The following is a 15,107-nucleotide window of genomic DNA, read 5'->3' on the forward strand; positions in this document are numbered from 1 at the left end:
TGACCATGGCAAAGGATTCCACCCTTACCCGCGAACAGCTGTCCACGCTGTTCCTCAACACGGAGCTGGGCGGCAACACCCGCCACCTGGACCACTTCTCATACGCGCAGAAAGGCGCAAGCACCTACTCGTTCGGACTGGTGCAGTTCGATGTCGGCGGCAATCCACAGGCCAGGCGTTTCCTGCGCGACAACGGCTTCACCGCCGCTGACATAGAACTGCTGTCCCAGCAGGGCGGATTGAGCACCCGGCAGCTGGCGGCGCTTGACGCCAAGTTGCAGGCCATTCCGCAGGCGAAGATGGACCAGCTCACCAACGACAAGCTGGACAGCGCCATCGAGCGCGTCGATGAAGCCATCGCCAAGGTGCGTGCCACCAACCCGGCCGCCGCCGATGCCATCGCGGCCAACCCCGAACTGCAGCTGGCCATGGCCGACTATGACAACCAGTTCGGCGGCATGGGCCCGCAGTTCATCAGCTATCTGGCCGGCAACGCGGAAAAGCTGCAGGGCGGTACGGTCCAGGCCGGCAATCCGCCGACCCGCGGCGACGTGCAGAACTTCGTCGATGCCACCAAGTACGGCATCCAGTCGCCGGCCGCGGTGACCAGCCGCGATGAGCGCTTTGACCGGGCGATGACCCAGCTGGGCATCACCCCCACCCATGCCCCCTCGCACGGGTCGCCCGGCGCGCCCGGCGGCAACGGCGTACTGGTCAGCGGCGCCAGGGGCGATGAGGTAAAGACGATGCAGCAGAAGCTGGCCGACCTGGGCTATCTGGGCAAGGACGGCAAGCCACTGGTAGCCGATGGCGATTTCGGGCCCGGCACCCTGGAAGCGGTCAAGCAGTTCCAGCGTGAGCACCAGCTCACCGTCGATGGCAAGGTCGGTGCCACCACCCTGGGTGCGCTCGACAAGGCCATCGCGCAACAGCAACAGCGGGCCGCCGAACCGACCATGGCCACCCCCGGCCACGCCGACAACCCGCGTTACCAGCAGGTCGTGGAAAAGCTGGAAACGCTGGAAGAACAACGCCGCCAGGGTGGCCTGGCGCCACTGTTCAATGACCGCAGCCAGCTCGAGAACGCCGCAGGCCTGGTGGCTTACGAGTCCAAGCTGGCCGGCATGAGCCAGGTCGATACCGTGCTGGCGCGGCCGGACAACCAGGGCGTGTTCGCCGTGCAGGGCCAGCTTGGCGATCCCGCCATGCACCGCACTTACGTCGATCTGTCGCAGGCGGCGAACCACACGCTGCAGGACAGCACGCGGCATAGCCAGGCGCTGGACAACGAACTGTCGCAGCGACAGACCCAGGAACAGATTCAGACGCAGCAGTCGATGTCGCGCTGACGCGGGATGCCGACGATCACAGCCGGGACGGGCGCCTTCGGGGGCCCGTCCTGCGTTGATGCGCGAGTTTCGGTCAAGGCAATATCCCTACCTCGCGCTAGGATGCGCCCATGACCCCGGCCATCAACCTGCTCAAGCGCGAGAAGATCGCCCACACCGTGCGCAGCTACGTGCACGACGCCCACGCCGAATCGTATGGCGGCGAAGCCGTCGACAAGCTCGGCCTCGACCCGGCCCAGGTGTTCAAGACCCTGCTGGCCAGCACGGAAGCACACGAACTGCTGGTGGCGATCGTGCCGGTCGCCGGCCAGCTTGACCTGAAGGCGCTGGCCGAAGCCGCCGGCTGCAAGAAGTGCGAGATGGCCGCCGCCGATGCCGCACAGCGCGCGACCGGCTACCTGGTCGGTGGCATCAGCCCGCTGGGGCAGAAGAAGCGCCTGCGCACGTTCCTGGACGCCAGTGCCGAAGCGCTGCCCGCGCTGCATGTCAGCGCCGGGCGCCGCGGCCTCGAGGTAGAACTGGCACCGGCCGACCTTCTGCGCCTCACCGCCGGCCACTACGCTGCCATCGGCAAGTCACGCTGATGCGCTGGCCGTGGTCTGCAGCGCCGGTACCCCGGCTCGACGATGCACAGGCCGACGTGCTGCTGCAGGACCTGCTGTCGCGCGATGCCACGCGCATCACCGATGCCGCACGCACGGTGGCACGGCTGTTCAGCACCGCATCGTTGGACGCGTTGGTCGCACATGTGGATACGATCGAACGCAACTGCGAGGGCATCGCACTTGGCGGCATGCTGATCAGCAACCAGGCGCACCTGAAGGCGGCCCTGCAACGGCTGCGCTACTGGCGGGCGCGTGAGGGGTGCCTGTGCGCACTCTACCCTTCTTATGTGTTCTTCAACCCTGCACCGCTGCTGGAACAGGGCCACGTGCTGCTGCTCGGACGAGGCGAGGCCCAGGATGGCTGGGGTGAGTGCTACCGGGTGACGTGCACGTCCTGCACGCAGCCGTGGAGCGCCACCGAGCGCGAATACCACTACCCGTGGTGGGAGTGGAAGCGCCTCTGACAGTGATGCAGCCACGCACGGCGTGGCTCCGCTGCGGTACGTCCAGATCCATGCCATGCATGGATGACGCTCACTCCACGAATTCATACCGCATCGGCATGCGCACGAGGGTCAACGCCGGCACCGTACCCTTCGCATCGGCGCGGCTGAAACGCCAGCCCTGCAGCTCCTCCGCTGCAGCGTCATCCAGCAACCCATGACCGCTGGAGGTCTCCACGATCACGGCCGCAACGCGCCCCCGCGCATCGACCAACGCCTTCAGCATGCTGCGGCCGGACAGCCCCTGCCGCATGGCCTCCACCGGATAGCGCGGCGACACGCCGTGTGGAGGCAGCCAGGGAATACCTTCACCCGCGAACAGATCCCGTTTGCTGCGTGCCGTGCAGGGCGTCGGCAGGCGCAGCTGCAGGGATACCTGCACCTCATTCACGGTCACGTGCGCCGGCGCGGCACAGGCATGCTGCACCAGCGCCTCCAGCATTCGTTGCTGCCGACGCAGCGCGTTGCCATTGGACGCCGCCACTTCAATCACGCAGCGGCCGTCCTGCGGCTGCATCGACAGCGCGGTCACGCCCGCATCGCGCAGCCCGGGAAGGCGTGCCATGGGTTCGCAGGCCATCCCGGCAGAGGGCTTCGCGGCCAGTACCGGGGTGGCGGGCAGCGTGCCCGCCAGCAACATCAGGATCATCCTTGCCCAGACCGCCATGCCCTGCCCTCCTTGGGTTTGCCTGGCCCGATCATAGCGCGCGCCTGGGGTCGGATCCCCTCCTCAGGGAAAGGCTTCGACCGGGGGCTCGAATGATCGGGTCAGAGCCCTGCGATGCGGGGATCCGACCCCGGCCGCCAGTTGGCGTTGTTCTCCCAGAACTCCACCGAGCGCCGGTAGGCCTCCTTGTCCAATGGCACGCCGGAACCGCCCTCCTCCACGCCCAGCGCATTGCGCATCATGGTGATCGGCGCCATCGGCACCTCTTCCGGTTCGGCGGTATAGATGCAGCCGACGATGCCCCAGTCGGCTTCGATCGGTGAGCCTTCCCTGGCCAGCTGCTCGGCGTTGTACAGGATCACCACCAGGTAGTTCGCGCGCGGCGACTCCACGCCCTCGAACCAGCGCACCAGTACCGGCAGTTCCTCGCGGTTGCGCGCTTCGTAGCCGCTGCGCAGCTGGTGGCGGTTGGCCTCGGTGACCGGCACCGTCAGGCAGCGCGTGCTGGTCCAGTTCTCGTAGACGAACAACTTGCAGAACGGGGCGTAGCCGTCGAGCACCTTCAGCGGCGCGTGCGCATTGAGGTGTGCCTCGAACTGCTCGGCAGTGCAGTCCTGGATGGTATTGCCGCGTGGCACGCGCGGGAACAGGCGGGGACGGGCGAAATCGGTGAGGACGATGGACATGGCGCGGCGTGATCTGGGAATCCGCTGCACAGGGTAACCGCTGGCAGCACCTACAACGCCATCCGCTCGCGCAGCTCGCGTGCCTGCCGCCGCGATACCTCCACCTCGCTGCCATCATCCAGCGTCAGGTCATAGCCGTCGCCGATGCTGGGCGACACCCCACGGATACGGCGCAGGTTGACCAGTGTGTTGCGGTTGGCGCGGAAGAAAAGATCCGGCGGCAGGCGTGCTTCCAGCGCGCTCAGGCTGCGGGTCAGCAGTGCGTTCTGGTCGCGGAACCACAGCCGCGTGTAATTGCCATCCACCACCAGCCGACGGATCTCGGAGACTGCCACGAACCAGCAGCGTTCACCCTCGCGCACGAACACCTGGTCGTGCGCGCCCAGCGTGCCGCGCGATTCCGGCACGTCGGCCGCAACCGCCTCGCACTGCCGCGCCCGCTCGAGCGCTTCCAGCAGCCGCGGCGCCTCCACCGGCTTCACCAGGTAGTCCAGCGCGTTGGCCTGGAACGCACGCACCGCATAGGTGTCGTAGGCGGTGACGAAGACCACGGCCGGCACCGTGTCCAGGCCGTCCAGCACGTCGAAACCACTGCCGGAGGGCATCTGCACATCCAGCAGCACCAGGTCCGGTGCCAGCGTGGTGATCGCCTCGCGTGCGGCGGGCACGTCGTCGGCCTCGCCCACGCACTGCACCCACGGCAGCGCCGACAGCAGCGTGCGCAGCTCCTGCCGGGCCAGCCGTGCGTCATCGACGATCAACACGCGCAGCATGCCAGTCATTGCGGAATCTCCAGCAGGGCCTGCATGCGGTCACCGGCCGGTTGCAGCACGAATCGGCCACGCATGCCCAGCTGCGCACGCAGGTAGGCCAGGCCGACGCCATGGCCATGGGTGGGTTCGCTGCCGGTTGGAAGTGGATTGTCCACCTGCAACCGCAGCACGTCATTGTCCAGCGTGGCGCGGATCTGCACCTCGCCGCCGCCGGGACGGCTGGCGATACCGTGCTTGATCGCGTTCTCCACCAGCAACTGCAACGCCATCGCCGGCAGCTGCGCCTGCGTGGCATCGGCATCGATCTGCTGCAGCACCTGCAGGCGCTGTTCGAAATGGACCGCCTCGATGGCCAGGTAATCATCGACCACCGCCAGTTCCTCGGCCAGCGTGACCTGCTCGCTGCGGTTGTGGGCGAGCGCCTGGCGCAGCGTGCGCGACAGGCGGGTGACCATGTCACGGGCCCGTTCCGGGTCTTCCAGGATCAGCGCACGCAGGTTGTTCAGCGCATTGAACATGAAATGCGGATTGAGCCGCGCACGCAGTGCGTCACGTTCCAGCACACTGCGTTCGGCTTCGGCGCGCAGGCGTGCCAGCTCGCTGTAGCGTGCCCGCCGCAGGCCGTGCAGGCCCGCCCACAAACCGGTCCACACCAGCAGGAACAACGCGGTGTTCATCCAGTACAGCAGCACCGAAGACCACTGGTAATCCGCATGGCCGCCAGGCAGCTGCACCCAACCCAGCGCCAGCGCCGGCAGCAGCAGCGCCGCCGTTACCGCCTGTGCGACGCTGGCCCCGAGCACCACGCCGGCAGCCAGTTTCAGCACCAGGCTGCCCAGGCTGCCCTCCCACCAGCGCTGGCGCAGTGCAACCGAACGCAATGCGCCGCTGCACAGCCAGAGTGAGACCGCGACGCTGACGGTGATCAGCACGATGCCACTGAACACGATGCCGCCACCGATCCGCATGCCGACCCACAGCCCGTACAGCGCATAGCCGGCCCATGCCAGTGCATTGAGCGTCCAGAAACGGCGGGAAGGCGTGGTGGCGTCCATGCGGGCTCTCGGCGGTGGCAGGAGGGCGGACAAGGGTCAGGGATGCGCGGCGAGGAATCGCTGCACCTGTTCCTGCAACCAGCGCGGATCATCCCACATCAGGAAGTGGAAACCCTGCGCGCTCATCGCGATCTGCACGCCCTGCAGTTTCGCGTACTGGGCCTGGAACACCGCACGCGTGCCGTCCTCGGTGCCGCCCATCGGCTGGTAGCCGGCCCAGCTGCCGAGCACCAGCGTCGGCGCGGTGATCGAAGCGATGCTGTCGCGCAGGTCGGTGGTCATCACCGCATGCATCGCATCGGCCGTGGTCTGGCGGTCGCTGGCTTCGCCCCAGCGGCCCAGTTCGGCCTGGCGCCGCGGATCGCGGGTCATGCCCGGCAGGCCCGCCTTCAACTGCGCCTGCCATTGCACGGCATCGGCGGCCAGCATGCCCTTGCGCAGCTGGTCGGCCATCGGCCGCACGCTGTCAGCGGTGGCACTCGGGTCGCGCGCCGCCGGCAGGAACGGCAGGGCATCGACCACCACCAGTGCGCTGATCGCCTTCGGCTCGGCCTGCGCCATCTGCAGGCCCAGCACGCCACCGAGGCTGTGGCCGACCACCACCACCGGCCCCAGGTGCTGGTCATGCAGGTAGGCCAGCAGCTGCCCGCGCATCGCCGGCAGGAAGCCGGCCGGGCGCGGGTCGGCCGCTGCCGCGCCAGCAAAGCCCGGCAACTGCACCAGGTGGCACTGCACGTCCTTCAGGGCCAGGCAGGTCTCGCGCCAGGCCTCGGCGCTGCTGTTGAGGCCGGGGATCATCAGCAGCGGTCGCCCCATGCCGACCACCTCGACCTGTACCTTGCCAGCGGTCGAGCCGGTGGCGGCATGCGCGGAACCGGAGCCGAGCACGGCCATCGCCATGCCGATCATCGCCAGCCGGGCCAGGGCCTTCATCGCGTACCAGAGTGCCAGGAAGATCTTCATCGTGTGCTCCTTCATCAGGTGGGGGGTGCCGGGATGGGAGCAGCGTGCGCCCGGCTACGGCAGCCAGGTTGCGATTCCGGAGCAACGGCCGCAGACCCGGGCAAACGGTCGCCGGCGGCGGACGGTGCCAGTCCATGCAGCCAACTAACATCCATCTTGATGAAGCGATATACTGACCCGCACCCGCCGCTGCCGCCCGTGCCATGACCGCCATCAGCTTCGAGTTCTATCCGCCCAAGACCGACGAACAGCGCAGCCAGCTGGACCGCGCCGCGGCCAGGCTGAAGGACTACGACCCCGAGTACGTGTCCTGTACCTTCGGCGCCGGTGGCTCGACCCTGAGCTATACCTCCGAGACCGTGCGCCACCTCAACCAGCACCACGGCTTCGAGGCTGCACCGCACCTGTCCTGTGTCGGCGGCACCCGCCAGGAAATCCGCGAACTGCTCAAGCTGTACCGCGCCATCGGCTGCCATCGCCTGGTCGCGCTGCGTGGCGACCTGCCCTCCGGCATGGGCTTCCCCGGTGACATGCGCTACGCCGCCGAGCTGATCGACTTCATCCGCGCCGAACACGGCACCGCCTTCCGCATCGAAGTCGGTGCCTATCCGGAGACCCATCCACAGGCCTCCGATGCACTGGCCGACCTGAAGCACTTCAAGGCCAAGATCGATGCCGGCGCCGACGCGGCGATCACCCAGTATTTCTACAACCCGGATGCGTACTTCCACTTCGTCGATGCCGTGCGCCGGCTCGGCGTGCAGGTGCCGATCACGCCCGGCATCATGCCGATCGCCAACTTCAGCCAGCTGCGCCGCTTCTCCGAGCAATGCGGTGCGGAGATCCCGCGCTGGATCAGCCGCAAGATGCAGGCCTATGGCGATGACGCCGAATCGGTGCGGGCGTTCGGTACCGAAGTGGTGGCCAAACTGTGCCAGCGCCTGATCGAGGGCGGCGCGCCGGGCCTGCACTTCTACACCTTGAACCTGGCCAAGCCGACCACGTCGGTGTTGAAGCTGCTGCACGGCTGAAAGCACGCCATGCCACCGCGATCGGCGCTACCCTGCGCCGATGAACCGGTTTTCCTTCCTGCTGTTGCTGCTGTCGTTGTGTTCGGTATCGAGCATTGTCCATGCGCAGTCCCCGCGCTTGAACCGCTGCACCGATGCGCAGGGGCAGAGCGTGTATACCGACCGCCCCTGCGACAGCGTTGGCGCCCGGTCGCGATTGCCACCGCCCGCGCCCACCGGCAGCACCCTGCCACGCGACACCCTGGGTGCGCGCTGCCCACGACGCCTGAGCGAGCTGGTGGAGGCACTGCGCACCGGCATCGTCAGCAACGATGTGAACCGGCTGTCCTCGCTGTACCTGTGGGGTGCGGTCTCCGATGCCGGCGCGCAGCGCATCCTCGGCCAGTTGGAATCCTTGGCACGGCGGCCACTGGTGGACGTGGTGCCGGTGTATCCGCCACAGGGGCTGGCGTCCTCGCAGGAGGAGGGTCAGAGCCCTGCGGCGCAGGAATCCGCCCCTGAGCCGCCAGCGCCACGGCATCCGGTCGGCCTGCGCCTGGAGCAGACGCTGCCCGGCAGCGCGTCGCGAGCGTCCACGGTGCTGGGATTGCGGCGGCAATACGGATGCTTCTGGATCACGTTGTGATCGGGAGGGGTCGGATCCCTTCCCAGCGGAAAGGGCTTCGACCCCGGATTGCCGCGATGGGGTCAGAGCCCTGCTGCGCAGGGATCTGACCCTGCATGCCGGCTCACGCCGGCCACAGCCCACGAATCGCAGCGATGCCCTGCCCGCCATGCCGACGCGCTTCGGCGATATGGCCGGCGGCCATGCCGCCCAACGCGTAGATCGGCAGCGATACCTGCGCGCGCAGCGCAGCGAAGGCCTCCCAGCCCAGCGGCACCGCCCCGGGATGGCTGGCCGTGGCCTGCACCGGGCCGAGCACCGCGAAGTCGCAGCCCAACTGCTGCGCCGCCTGCAGCTGCTCCAGGTCGTGGCAGGACGCGGCGACCAGCTGTCCTTCCGGCAAGGGCCGCTCCTGCAGGGCCAGCAACTGCTCGCTGCCCAGGTGCACGCCCACGCCCAGTGTGCGGGCCAACGCGACATCGCGGTTGAGCAGCCACTGCACGCCGCGACGATGCGCGCGCACGGCCTGTTCGATCATCGCCTGCCGTTGCGGATGCTCCGGCGGCAGGCGCAGCTGGATGCGCTGCTGGCCCGCCGCCACTGCCTGCTGCAGCCGTTCATGCCAGTGCTGCACGCCGCCGGCATCTTCGGCCGGCGCCGGCGTGATCAGGTAGCGATCCGGTTGGCGCAGTGCGGCCACCACCGGCAGGTCGGCCGGCGGCATGGAATAGCGGCCCAGCTTGTCCTGCGCCACCCAGGTGATCGCCTGGCCCTCGCGCCCGCGCGGTGTGCCCTTCCAGCTGCGCACGTGGCGCACTTCCAGGGTCAGGTGCTTGTCCGGATAGCGCTGCGGCACATCCATCAGCCAGAGCCCGACATCGGCCTCGATGCCCAGCTCTTCGCGCAGTTCACGCACCAGCGCCTGTTCGGAGGTCTCGCCGGATTCGCGCTTGCCGCCGGGGAACTCCCACAGGCCAGCCATGTCGCGGTTCTCGGTACGGCGGTTGAGCAGCACGCGGCCACGGGCGTCGGTGATGACGGCGGCCACGACATGGATCGATCGGGTGGGAGAAACCATGGGGCCAGCATGCCCAGAACAGGGCGGCCAGCGCAATCACGAATCCGCGCCGGATCGCCCGCGCCAAAGCAGAAGGCCCCGCTTGCGCGGGGCCTTCCGGGGTCAGCTCAGCTGGCCGTGGCAGTGCTTGTACTTCTTGCCACTGCCGCACGGGCACGGATCATTGCGGCCGATCTTCGGCTCGTCGCGCTGCAGCGTGGCCACGCCCTGCTGGGCGGCTTCGACCTGCGCGGCTTCCTCGTCGGCGCTGTAACCGCCGGCATCCTGGTGCTGGAACTGCGACTGGCTCAGGCGCGCCTGCGCCTGCTGGCGCTCGGCCGCTTCCAGCGCCTGCACTTCCTCGTCGCTGCGGATGCGCACGCGGGCCAGCAGGGTCACCACTTCGCGCTTGACGTTCTCCAGCATGTCCGAGAACAGCTCGAAGGCTTCCTTCTTGTATTCCTGCTTCGGCTGCTTCTGCGCGTAACCACGCAGGTAGATGCCCTGGCGCAGGTAATCCATGCGCGCCAGGTGCTCCTTCCAGCTCTGGTCCAGCACGGTCAGCATCACGTGCTTCTCCAGCGCGCGCATGGTTTCTTCGCCCAGGCCGGCTTCCTTCTCGGCGAAGTGCTGGTTGACGCGCTCCTGGACCTTGGTGGCGATGGCCTCGGCGTCCAGCTCTTCGTGTTCCTTGACCAGGTCGGTCAGCGACATCTGCAGGCCGAAGTCCGACTCCAGGGTCGCTTCCAGGCCGCGCAGGTCCCACTGCTCGTCGATCGAGTTCGGCGGCACGAAGCGCGCCACGATGTCGAAGATCACGTCGTCGCGGATGCCATCGACATTCGCCTTCACCGACTCGGCATCCAGCAGCTCGTCGCGCTGGGCGTAGATCACCTTGCGCTGGTCGTTGTTGACGTCGTCGAAGTCCAGCAGGTTCTTGCGGATGTCGAAGTTGTGGGCCTCGACCTTGCGCTGCGCCTTTTCGATCTGGCGGCTGACCAGGCGGTCCTCGATGACGTCGTCTTCCTTCATGCCCATCATGCGCATGGCCTTCTGCACCCAGTCGGAGGCGAAGATGCGCATCAGGTTGTCTTCCAGCGACAGGTAGAAGCGGGACGAACCCGGGTCACCCTGGCGGCCCGAACGGCCGCGCAGCTGGTTGTCGATACGACGCGATTCGTGGCGCTCGGTGCCGACGATGTGCAGGCCGCCGGCCGCCTTCACTGCCTCGTGGCGCTTCTGCCATTCGGCCTTGACCGCCGCCTTCTGCTCGTCGGTCGCGTCCTCGCCTAGGGCGTGGATCTCGGCTTCCAGCGAACCGCCCAGCACGATGTCGGTACCGCGGCCGGCCATGTTGGTGGCGATGGTCACTGCGCCCGGGCGGCCAGCGTTGGCGACGATGGTCGCTTCGCGGTCATGCTGCTTGGCGTTGAGCACTTCGTGCTTCACGCCGGCCTTGCTCAGGTGCTCGGACAGCATTTCCGAGGTTTCGATCGAGGTGGTACCCACCAGCACCGGCTGGCCGCGCTTGGCGCACTCTTCGATGTCGGCCAGCACCGCATTGAACTTGCCCTTGCGGTTGAGGAACACCTGGTCCGGACTGTCCTTGCGGATGGTCGGGCGGTTGGTCGGGATCACCACCACTTCCAGGCCGTAGATGCTCTGGAATTCGAACGCTTCAGTGTCGGCCGTACCGGTCATGCCGGACAGCTTCTTGTACATGCGGAACAGGTTCTGGAAGGTGATGCTCGCCAGCGTCTGGTTTTCGCGCTGGACCGGCACGCCTTCCTTCGCTTCCACCGCCTGGTGCAGGCCGTCGGACCAGCGGCGGCCGGCCAGGGTACGGCCGGTGAACTCATCGACGATGACCACTTCGCCGTCGCGCACGATGTAGTCCACGTCACGCTGGTAGATCGCGTGCGCGCGCAGGGCGGCGTTGAGGTGGTGGACCACGGTCAGGTTCTGCGCCGCGTACAGGCCTTCGGTCTCGCCGTCGAGGATGCCGGCTTCAACCAGCAGCTGCTCGGCGTGCTCCATGCCCGCTTCGGACAGGTGCACCTGCTTGCCCTTCTCGTCGACCCAGAAATCGCCTTCGCCGTCTTCCGCTTCCTGCTTGACCAGGTGCGGCACGACGCGGTTGACGCGGATGTACAGCTCCGGGGAATCATCGGCCGGACCGGAGATGATCAGCGGGGTACGCGCTTCGTCGATCAGGATGGAGTCGACTTCGTCGACGATGGCGTAGTGCAGGCCGCGCTGGTAACGGTCGGCCTTGGACAGCGCCATGTTGTCGCGCAGGTAGTCGAAGCCGAATTCGTTGTTGGTGCCGTAGGTGATGTCGGCCGCGTAGGCCTCGCGCTTGTCGCTGTGCGGCATGCCCGGGTACACCACGCCCACGCTCAGGCCCAGCCAGTTGTACAGCTTGCCCATCTGCGCGGCGTCGCGGCGGGCCAGGTAGTCGTTCACGGTGACCACGTGCACGCCCTTGCCTTCCAGCGCGTTGAGGTACACCGGCAGGGTCGCCACGAGGGTCTTGCCTTCACCGGTGCGCATTTCTGCGATCTTGCCCAGGTGAAGCACCATGCCGCCGATCAGCTGCACGTCGTAGTGGCGCATGCCCAGCACGCGGCGGCCGGCTTCGCGGCAGACCGCGAACGCTTCCGGCAGCACCTTGTCCAGGGCTTCACCGCCGGCGATGCGCTGCTTGAACTCCGGCGTCTTGGCCTGAAGCTGCTCGTCGGAAAGCTTCTCGATCTCCGGCTCCAGCGCATTGATCTTGGCGACGATGCGGTTGAGCTGGCGCAGCTGTCGTTCGTTACGACTGCCAAATACGCGGGTAAGCAGGCTGTTGATCATTGAAGGAACCGGGTTGGATGGACACGACGCCCGGCCTCCCCCTTGGGATCCGTCCGCCGCAAACGAAACAGGGCGCCTGGCGCCCTGTCGATGGCAACACCCATTGTAGCTTGGGACGGGCGGCTGAGGTTTCAAGCGCCAATCCGGTCGCAATCGCCCCGGATTCGGCAAAGAAACACGGATGCGGGGTCGGACCCCTTTCGCCATGGCGAAAGGGCTCTGACCCCAGCCCTCAACCGCATCGGGTCAGAGCCCTTCCGCGGCGCGGAAGGAATCCGACCCGGGCATCAGCCGCGGCTGACGCGGCCGACCGGCGTGTTGCCGCCGTCGCCGAGGAACTTGCGCGGGTTGACCACGTTGCCGTTCTCCCACACCTCGAAGTGCACGTGGGCACCGGTCGAACGGCCGGTGGAACCGGCCTTGGCCACTTCCTGGCCGGCGCGGACCAGGTCACCGGCCTTCACCACCAGGCGCGAATTGTGCGCGTAGCGGGTGACATAGCCGTTACCGTGGTCGACATCGACGACGTTGCCATAGCCGCCCTTCACACCGGCGAAGCTGACCACGCCTTCGGCCACGGCCATCACCGGGTCACCGACCTTGGCGTGGAAGTCCATGCCCTTGTGGGTGGCGGCGCCGCGGCCGAACGGGTCGGCACGGGTGCCGAAGCCGGAGGTCACGTAGCTGTTGCGGATCGGCATGCGCGACGGCACGGCGTTCTGCTGCAGCTGGTGGTCGAACATCAGCGATTCCATCACCGACAACTGGCGGCCTGAAGCAGCGAAGCGCTGCTCCAGCACCTGTAAGTCGGCGTTGACGTCCTTGACCGGGATGTCGCTGGTCGGGCCGCCGGCGTCGCCATCACCGAGGCCGGGGGTCTCGTTGAAGTCGAATTCGCCATCTTCCAGCTTGCCCATCTGGGTCAGCCGTTCGCCAAGCGCGTTCAGGCGGGTGGCCTGCGCCTGCAGCTCGCCGAGGCGGGCAGCCAGCGCGTTGACCTGGGTCTGCGCATCGCGCTTGACCTTGGCCAGCTCCGCATCCTGGCGCTCGACCTTGGCCTGCAGGCGCGAATCATTCAGCGCACTGGCGCCAATGCCGCCGGCAAGGCCGATAATGCAGCCTACCCCGAGCACGCTGCCCAGCAGGGCGCGGGGGCGGTCCTCGAAATAGAACCGCAAACGCGTGATCGGCGACGCCTTGGCCTGTCCTTCACGCGTTTTGATTACGATCTTTTTGAATGCCATCAGTGAGTTTTCATGTCTGAGCCGAAATCCAGCGTTCGCCCCGCGTCAGTGCCGAAACCGGCGCTGGATGCGGTAATGGCGGACAAAAGCGGGAACCCGCTGCGTCGGGCCTTGTGGCTCGACGCGCTGGACCGGCAGTTGCGCCCCCAGTTGCCGCCACCTCTGCGCAGCCGCTGCCGGCTGGCCAATGTGGACGGGGAACACCTCGTTTTTCTCGTCGAGTCCCCGGTCTGGCATGCCAAGTTGCGGCTTGCCGAAGCCCAGTTGCTCGACGCGGCCCGTTCCATCGGGCTGAAGGCCACCAGGGTGACCATCAAGACTGCGTCCACCACTCCCTCACGCTCCCCAGCGATCGACAACCGGAATGGCCCCCACGCAGTTTCAGCCGCCACGCACAAAGGGCTACGCGACGCCTTGGCTTGCCTGCAGGACGTTCCCTCGAAGCCGAAGAAGCGATCCTGATGGCAACGGAGCATCCGGCTCCGCTCCCCGTCGCGCGTGTCACCACGGCGTGAAACATTTCGGGGGCCGGGTCGCATCCTAGCGGCCATCCGGAGGCCTGTCGTTAGATTGAAGTTAAAACTTCGTTAAATTCAGGCTTCCGATCCAACAGGTTCACAAAACCGTGACCTTGAACCGGCCTTGACGCCTTTCAAGCACGCTGAATGCGTCGCAAGCGCCGGAAACAACGACGCCGCCCTGGAAGGCGGCGTTTTTATCTTGAAATTCAACGATCTACGGAATCAGGCGTAGGCCGGGGTGGCATATTCCACCGGATCCGGGGTGGTCGGCGAGTCGAAGCTGACCCATTCCCAGGCGCTGGCGTCGGCCATCAGGGCCCGCACCAGCTTGTTGTTGAGCGCGTGGCCGGACTTGAAGCCCTCGTAGGCGCCCAGCACCTGGCCACCGGCCAGGTAGAGGTCGCCAATGGCGTCAAGGATCTTGTGGCGCACGAACTCGTCGGCGTAGCGCAGGCCGTCTTCGTTGAGCACGCGGAACTCGTCCAGCACGATGGCGTTGTCCATCGAACCGCCCAGGCCCAGGTTGCGCTCGCGCATGTATTCCAGGTCGCGCATGAAACCGAAGGTGCGCGCGCGGGAGATTTCCTTGGTGTAGGCCAGCGTCGAGAACTCGATTTCCTGCCGCGACTGCTTGGCCGGGATCATCGGGTGGTCGAACTGGATGGTGAAGCCCAGCTTGTAGCCCTCGTACGGGGTGAAACGGGCCACCTTGTCGCCCTCGGTCACCTCCACGGTCTTGAGCACGCGGATGAAGCGCTTGGGCGCATCCTGTTCGATGATGCCCGCCGACTGCAGCAGGAACACGAACGGGCCGGCCGAACCGTCCATGATCGGCAGCTCGGCCGAGGACAGTTCGACGATGATGTTGTCCACACCCAGGCCGGCCAGCGCCGACATCAGGTGTTCGACGGTCTGGATCTTTGCGTCGTTGCAGGTCAGGCCGGTGCACAGGGTCACTTCGGTGACCAGTTCGGCCTTGGCCGGCACCTCCACCACCGGGTCCAGGTCCACGCGGCGGAACACGATGCCATGGTTGACCGGTGCCGGGCGCAGGGTCATGTAGACCTTGTCACCACTGTGCAGGCCAACGCCGGTGGCGCGGATCGTGTTCTTGAGGGTGCGTTGCTGGATCATGGGGGATGGACCGGAAGTGACACATTAGATTAACACGCGCACTCCCCTACCCCGGCTGA

At 66.9% G+C, this 15,107-nt stretch carries 15 protein-coding genes; 6 read left to right on the top strand and 9 right to left on the bottom strand.

The features are described 5' to 3' along the window. The first annotated feature begins 5 nt into the window (after positions 1–5). From ACUVWL_RS14135 to ACUVWL_RS14145, 3 genes are all read left to right on the top strand, one after another. Entirely contained in the window at positions 6–1,349 is a 1,344-nt protein-coding gene (locus ACUVWL_RS14135; protein WP_445978472.1) for an XVIPCD domain-containing protein, read from the top strand. Positions 1,350–1,459: 110 nt separating this feature from the next. Further along, on the top strand, positions 1,460–1,933 hold the full coding sequence (gene ybaK / locus ACUVWL_RS14140) for a Cys-tRNA(Pro) deacylase (RefSeq protein WP_014645957.1): 474 nt from the start codon (positions 1,460–1,462) through the stop codon (positions 1,931–1,933). Beyond that, on the top strand, positions 1,933–2,418 hold the full coding sequence (locus ACUVWL_RS14145; protein ID WP_445978473.1) for a hypothetical protein: 486 nt from the start codon (positions 1,933–1,935) through the stop codon (positions 2,416–2,418). The genes ybaK and ACUVWL_RS14145 overlap by 1 nt, the downstream gene beginning before the upstream one ends. Positions 2,419–2,488: 70 nt before the next feature. On the opposite strand, the gene ACUVWL_RS14150 is transcribed toward ACUVWL_RS14145, so the two are convergent. From ACUVWL_RS14150 to ACUVWL_RS14170, 5 genes are all read right to left on the bottom strand, one after another. After that, positions 2,489–3,124, bottom strand: coding sequence for an energy transducer TonB (locus ACUVWL_RS14150; RefSeq protein WP_049440187.1), 636 nt, complete (start codon positions 3,122–3,124; stop codon positions 2,489–2,491). 101 nt (positions 3,125–3,225) lie between these two features. Then, on the bottom strand, positions 3,226–3,810 hold the full coding sequence (locus ACUVWL_RS14155; protein ID WP_014645954.1) for a DUF3228 family protein: 585 nt from the start codon (positions 3,808–3,810) through the stop codon (positions 3,226–3,228). 50 nt (positions 3,811–3,860) lie between these two features. Continuing rightward, the gene (locus ACUVWL_RS14160; protein WP_014645953.1) at positions 3,861–4,592 is read right to left on the bottom strand and encodes a LytR/AlgR family response regulator transcription factor; all 732 of its coding nucleotides are present in this window, start codon (positions 4,590–4,592) and stop codon (positions 3,861–3,863) included. Further along, positions 4,589–5,638: a sensor histidine kinase gene (locus ACUVWL_RS14165; RefSeq protein ID WP_445978474.1), complete on the bottom strand. Its 1,050-nt coding sequence runs from the start codon at positions 5,636–5,638 to the stop codon at positions 4,589–4,591. Before ACUVWL_RS14165 ends, ACUVWL_RS14160 begins: the two co-directional genes overlap by 4 nt. Before the next feature lie 36 nt (positions 5,639–5,674). Beyond that, complete coding sequence (locus tag ACUVWL_RS14170) at positions 5,675–6,601, bottom strand: alpha/beta fold hydrolase (protein ID WP_111205766.1); 927 nt, start codon at positions 6,599–6,601, stop codon at positions 5,675–5,677. A gap of 203 nt (positions 6,602–6,804) precedes the next feature. Between ACUVWL_RS14170 and metF the strand changes: the two genes are divergently transcribed. Both metF and ACUVWL_RS14180 read left to right on the top strand, forming a co-directional pair. After that, entirely contained in the window at positions 6,805–7,632 is an 828-nt protein-coding gene (gene metF, locus ACUVWL_RS14175; protein WP_014645950.1) for a methylenetetrahydrofolate reductase [NAD(P)H], read from the top strand. A 40-nt stretch (positions 7,633–7,672) separates the two neighbouring features. Then, positions 7,673–8,257, top strand: a complete 585-nt coding sequence (locus tag ACUVWL_RS14180; RefSeq protein ID WP_049440193.1) for a DUF4124 domain-containing protein — start codon at positions 7,673–7,675, stop codon at positions 8,255–8,257. A gap of 103 nt (positions 8,258–8,360) precedes the next feature. Here ACUVWL_RS14180 and ACUVWL_RS14185 read toward each other — a convergent pair whose 3' ends face one another. The 3 genes from ACUVWL_RS14185 to ACUVWL_RS14195 form a co-directional block, all read right to left on the bottom strand. Beyond that, positions 8,361–9,314 (bottom strand): Nudix family hydrolase, encoded by a 954-nt coding sequence (locus ACUVWL_RS14185; RefSeq protein WP_445978475.1) that lies wholly within the window; start codon positions 9,312–9,314, stop codon positions 8,361–8,363. Positions 9,315–9,416: 102 nt separating this feature from the next. Further along, positions 9,417–12,149 (bottom strand): preprotein translocase subunit SecA, encoded by a 2,733-nt coding sequence (gene secA, locus ACUVWL_RS14190; protein WP_014645947.1) that lies wholly within the window; start codon positions 12,147–12,149, stop codon positions 9,417–9,419. A gap of 287 nt (positions 12,150–12,436) precedes the next feature. Continuing rightward, entirely contained in the window at positions 12,437–13,393 is a 957-nt protein-coding gene (locus ACUVWL_RS14195) for a M23 family metallopeptidase (RefSeq protein WP_014645946.1), read from the bottom strand. 12 nt (positions 13,394–13,405) lie between these two features. On the opposite strand from ACUVWL_RS14195, the gene ACUVWL_RS14200 reads away from it, so the two are divergent. Next, positions 13,406–13,855, top strand: coding sequence for a DUF721 domain-containing protein (locus ACUVWL_RS14200; protein ID WP_032956682.1), 450 nt, complete (start codon positions 13,406–13,408; stop codon positions 13,853–13,855). 281 nt (positions 13,856–14,136) lie between these two features. On the opposite strand, the gene lpxC is transcribed toward ACUVWL_RS14200, so the two are convergent. Further along, positions 14,137–15,048: a UDP-3-O-acyl-N-acetylglucosamine deacetylase gene (lpxC, locus tag ACUVWL_RS14205; RefSeq protein WP_049440195.1), complete on the bottom strand. Its 912-nt coding sequence runs from the start codon at positions 15,046–15,048 to the stop codon at positions 14,137–14,139. Between the last annotated feature and the right edge of the window lie 59 nt (positions 15,049–15,107).

It is taken from the genome of Stenotrophomonas muris (assembly GCF_052751275.1).

What these genes read in the sequence shown, in the direction of transcription:
- ACUVWL_RS14135 (WP_445978472.1), top strand. Translation starts at nt 6, where the DNA reads ATGGCAAAGGATTCCACCCTTACCCGCGAACAGCTGTCCACGCTGTTC.
- ybaK (WP_014645957.1), top strand. Translation starts at nt 1,460, where the DNA reads ATGACCCCGGCCATCAACCTGCTCAAGCGCGAGAAGATCGCCCACACC.
- ACUVWL_RS14145 (WP_445978473.1), top strand. Translation starts at nt 1,933, where the DNA reads ATGCGCTGGCCGTGGTCTGCAGCGCCGGTACCCCGGCTCGACGATGCA.
- ACUVWL_RS14150 (WP_049440187.1), bottom strand. Translation starts at nt 3,124, where the DNA reads ATGGCGGTCTGGGCAAGGATGATCCTGATGTTGCTGGCGGGCACGCTG.
- ACUVWL_RS14155 (WP_014645954.1), bottom strand. Translation starts at nt 3,810, where the DNA reads ATGTCCATCGTCCTCACCGATTTCGCCCGTCCCCGCCTGTTCCCGCGC.
- ACUVWL_RS14160 (WP_014645953.1), bottom strand. Translation starts at nt 4,592, where the DNA reads ATGACTGGCATGCTGCGCGTGTTGATCGTCGATGACGCACGGCTGGCC.
- ACUVWL_RS14165 (WP_445978474.1), bottom strand. Translation starts at nt 5,638, where the DNA reads ATGGACGCCACCACGCCTTCCCGCCGTTTCTGGACGCTCAATGCACTG.
- ACUVWL_RS14170 (WP_111205766.1), bottom strand. Translation starts at nt 6,601, where the DNA reads ATGAAGATCTTCCTGGCACTCTGGTACGCGATGAAGGCCCTGGCCCGG.
- metF (WP_014645950.1), top strand. Translation starts at nt 6,805, where the DNA reads ATGACCGCCATCAGCTTCGAGTTCTATCCGCCCAAGACCGACGAACAG.
- ACUVWL_RS14180 (WP_049440193.1), top strand. Translation starts at nt 7,673, where the DNA reads ATGAACCGGTTTTCCTTCCTGCTGTTGCTGCTGTCGTTGTGTTCGGTA.
- ACUVWL_RS14185 (WP_445978475.1), bottom strand. Translation starts at nt 9,314, where the DNA reads ATGGTTTCTCCCACCCGATCGATCCATGTCGTGGCCGCCGTCATCACC.
- secA (WP_014645947.1), bottom strand. Translation starts at nt 12,149, where the DNA reads ATGATCAACAGCCTGCTTACCCGCGTATTTGGCAGTCGTAACGAACGA.
- ACUVWL_RS14195 (WP_014645946.1), bottom strand. Translation starts at nt 13,393, where the DNA reads ATGGCATTCAAAAAGATCGTAATCAAAACGCGTGAAGGACAGGCCAAG.
- ACUVWL_RS14200 (WP_032956682.1), top strand. Translation starts at nt 13,406, where the DNA reads ATGTCTGAGCCGAAATCCAGCGTTCGCCCCGCGTCAGTGCCGAAACCG.
- lpxC (WP_049440195.1), bottom strand. Translation starts at nt 15,048, where the DNA reads ATGATCCAGCAACGCACCCTCAAGAACACGATCCGCGCCACCGGCGTT.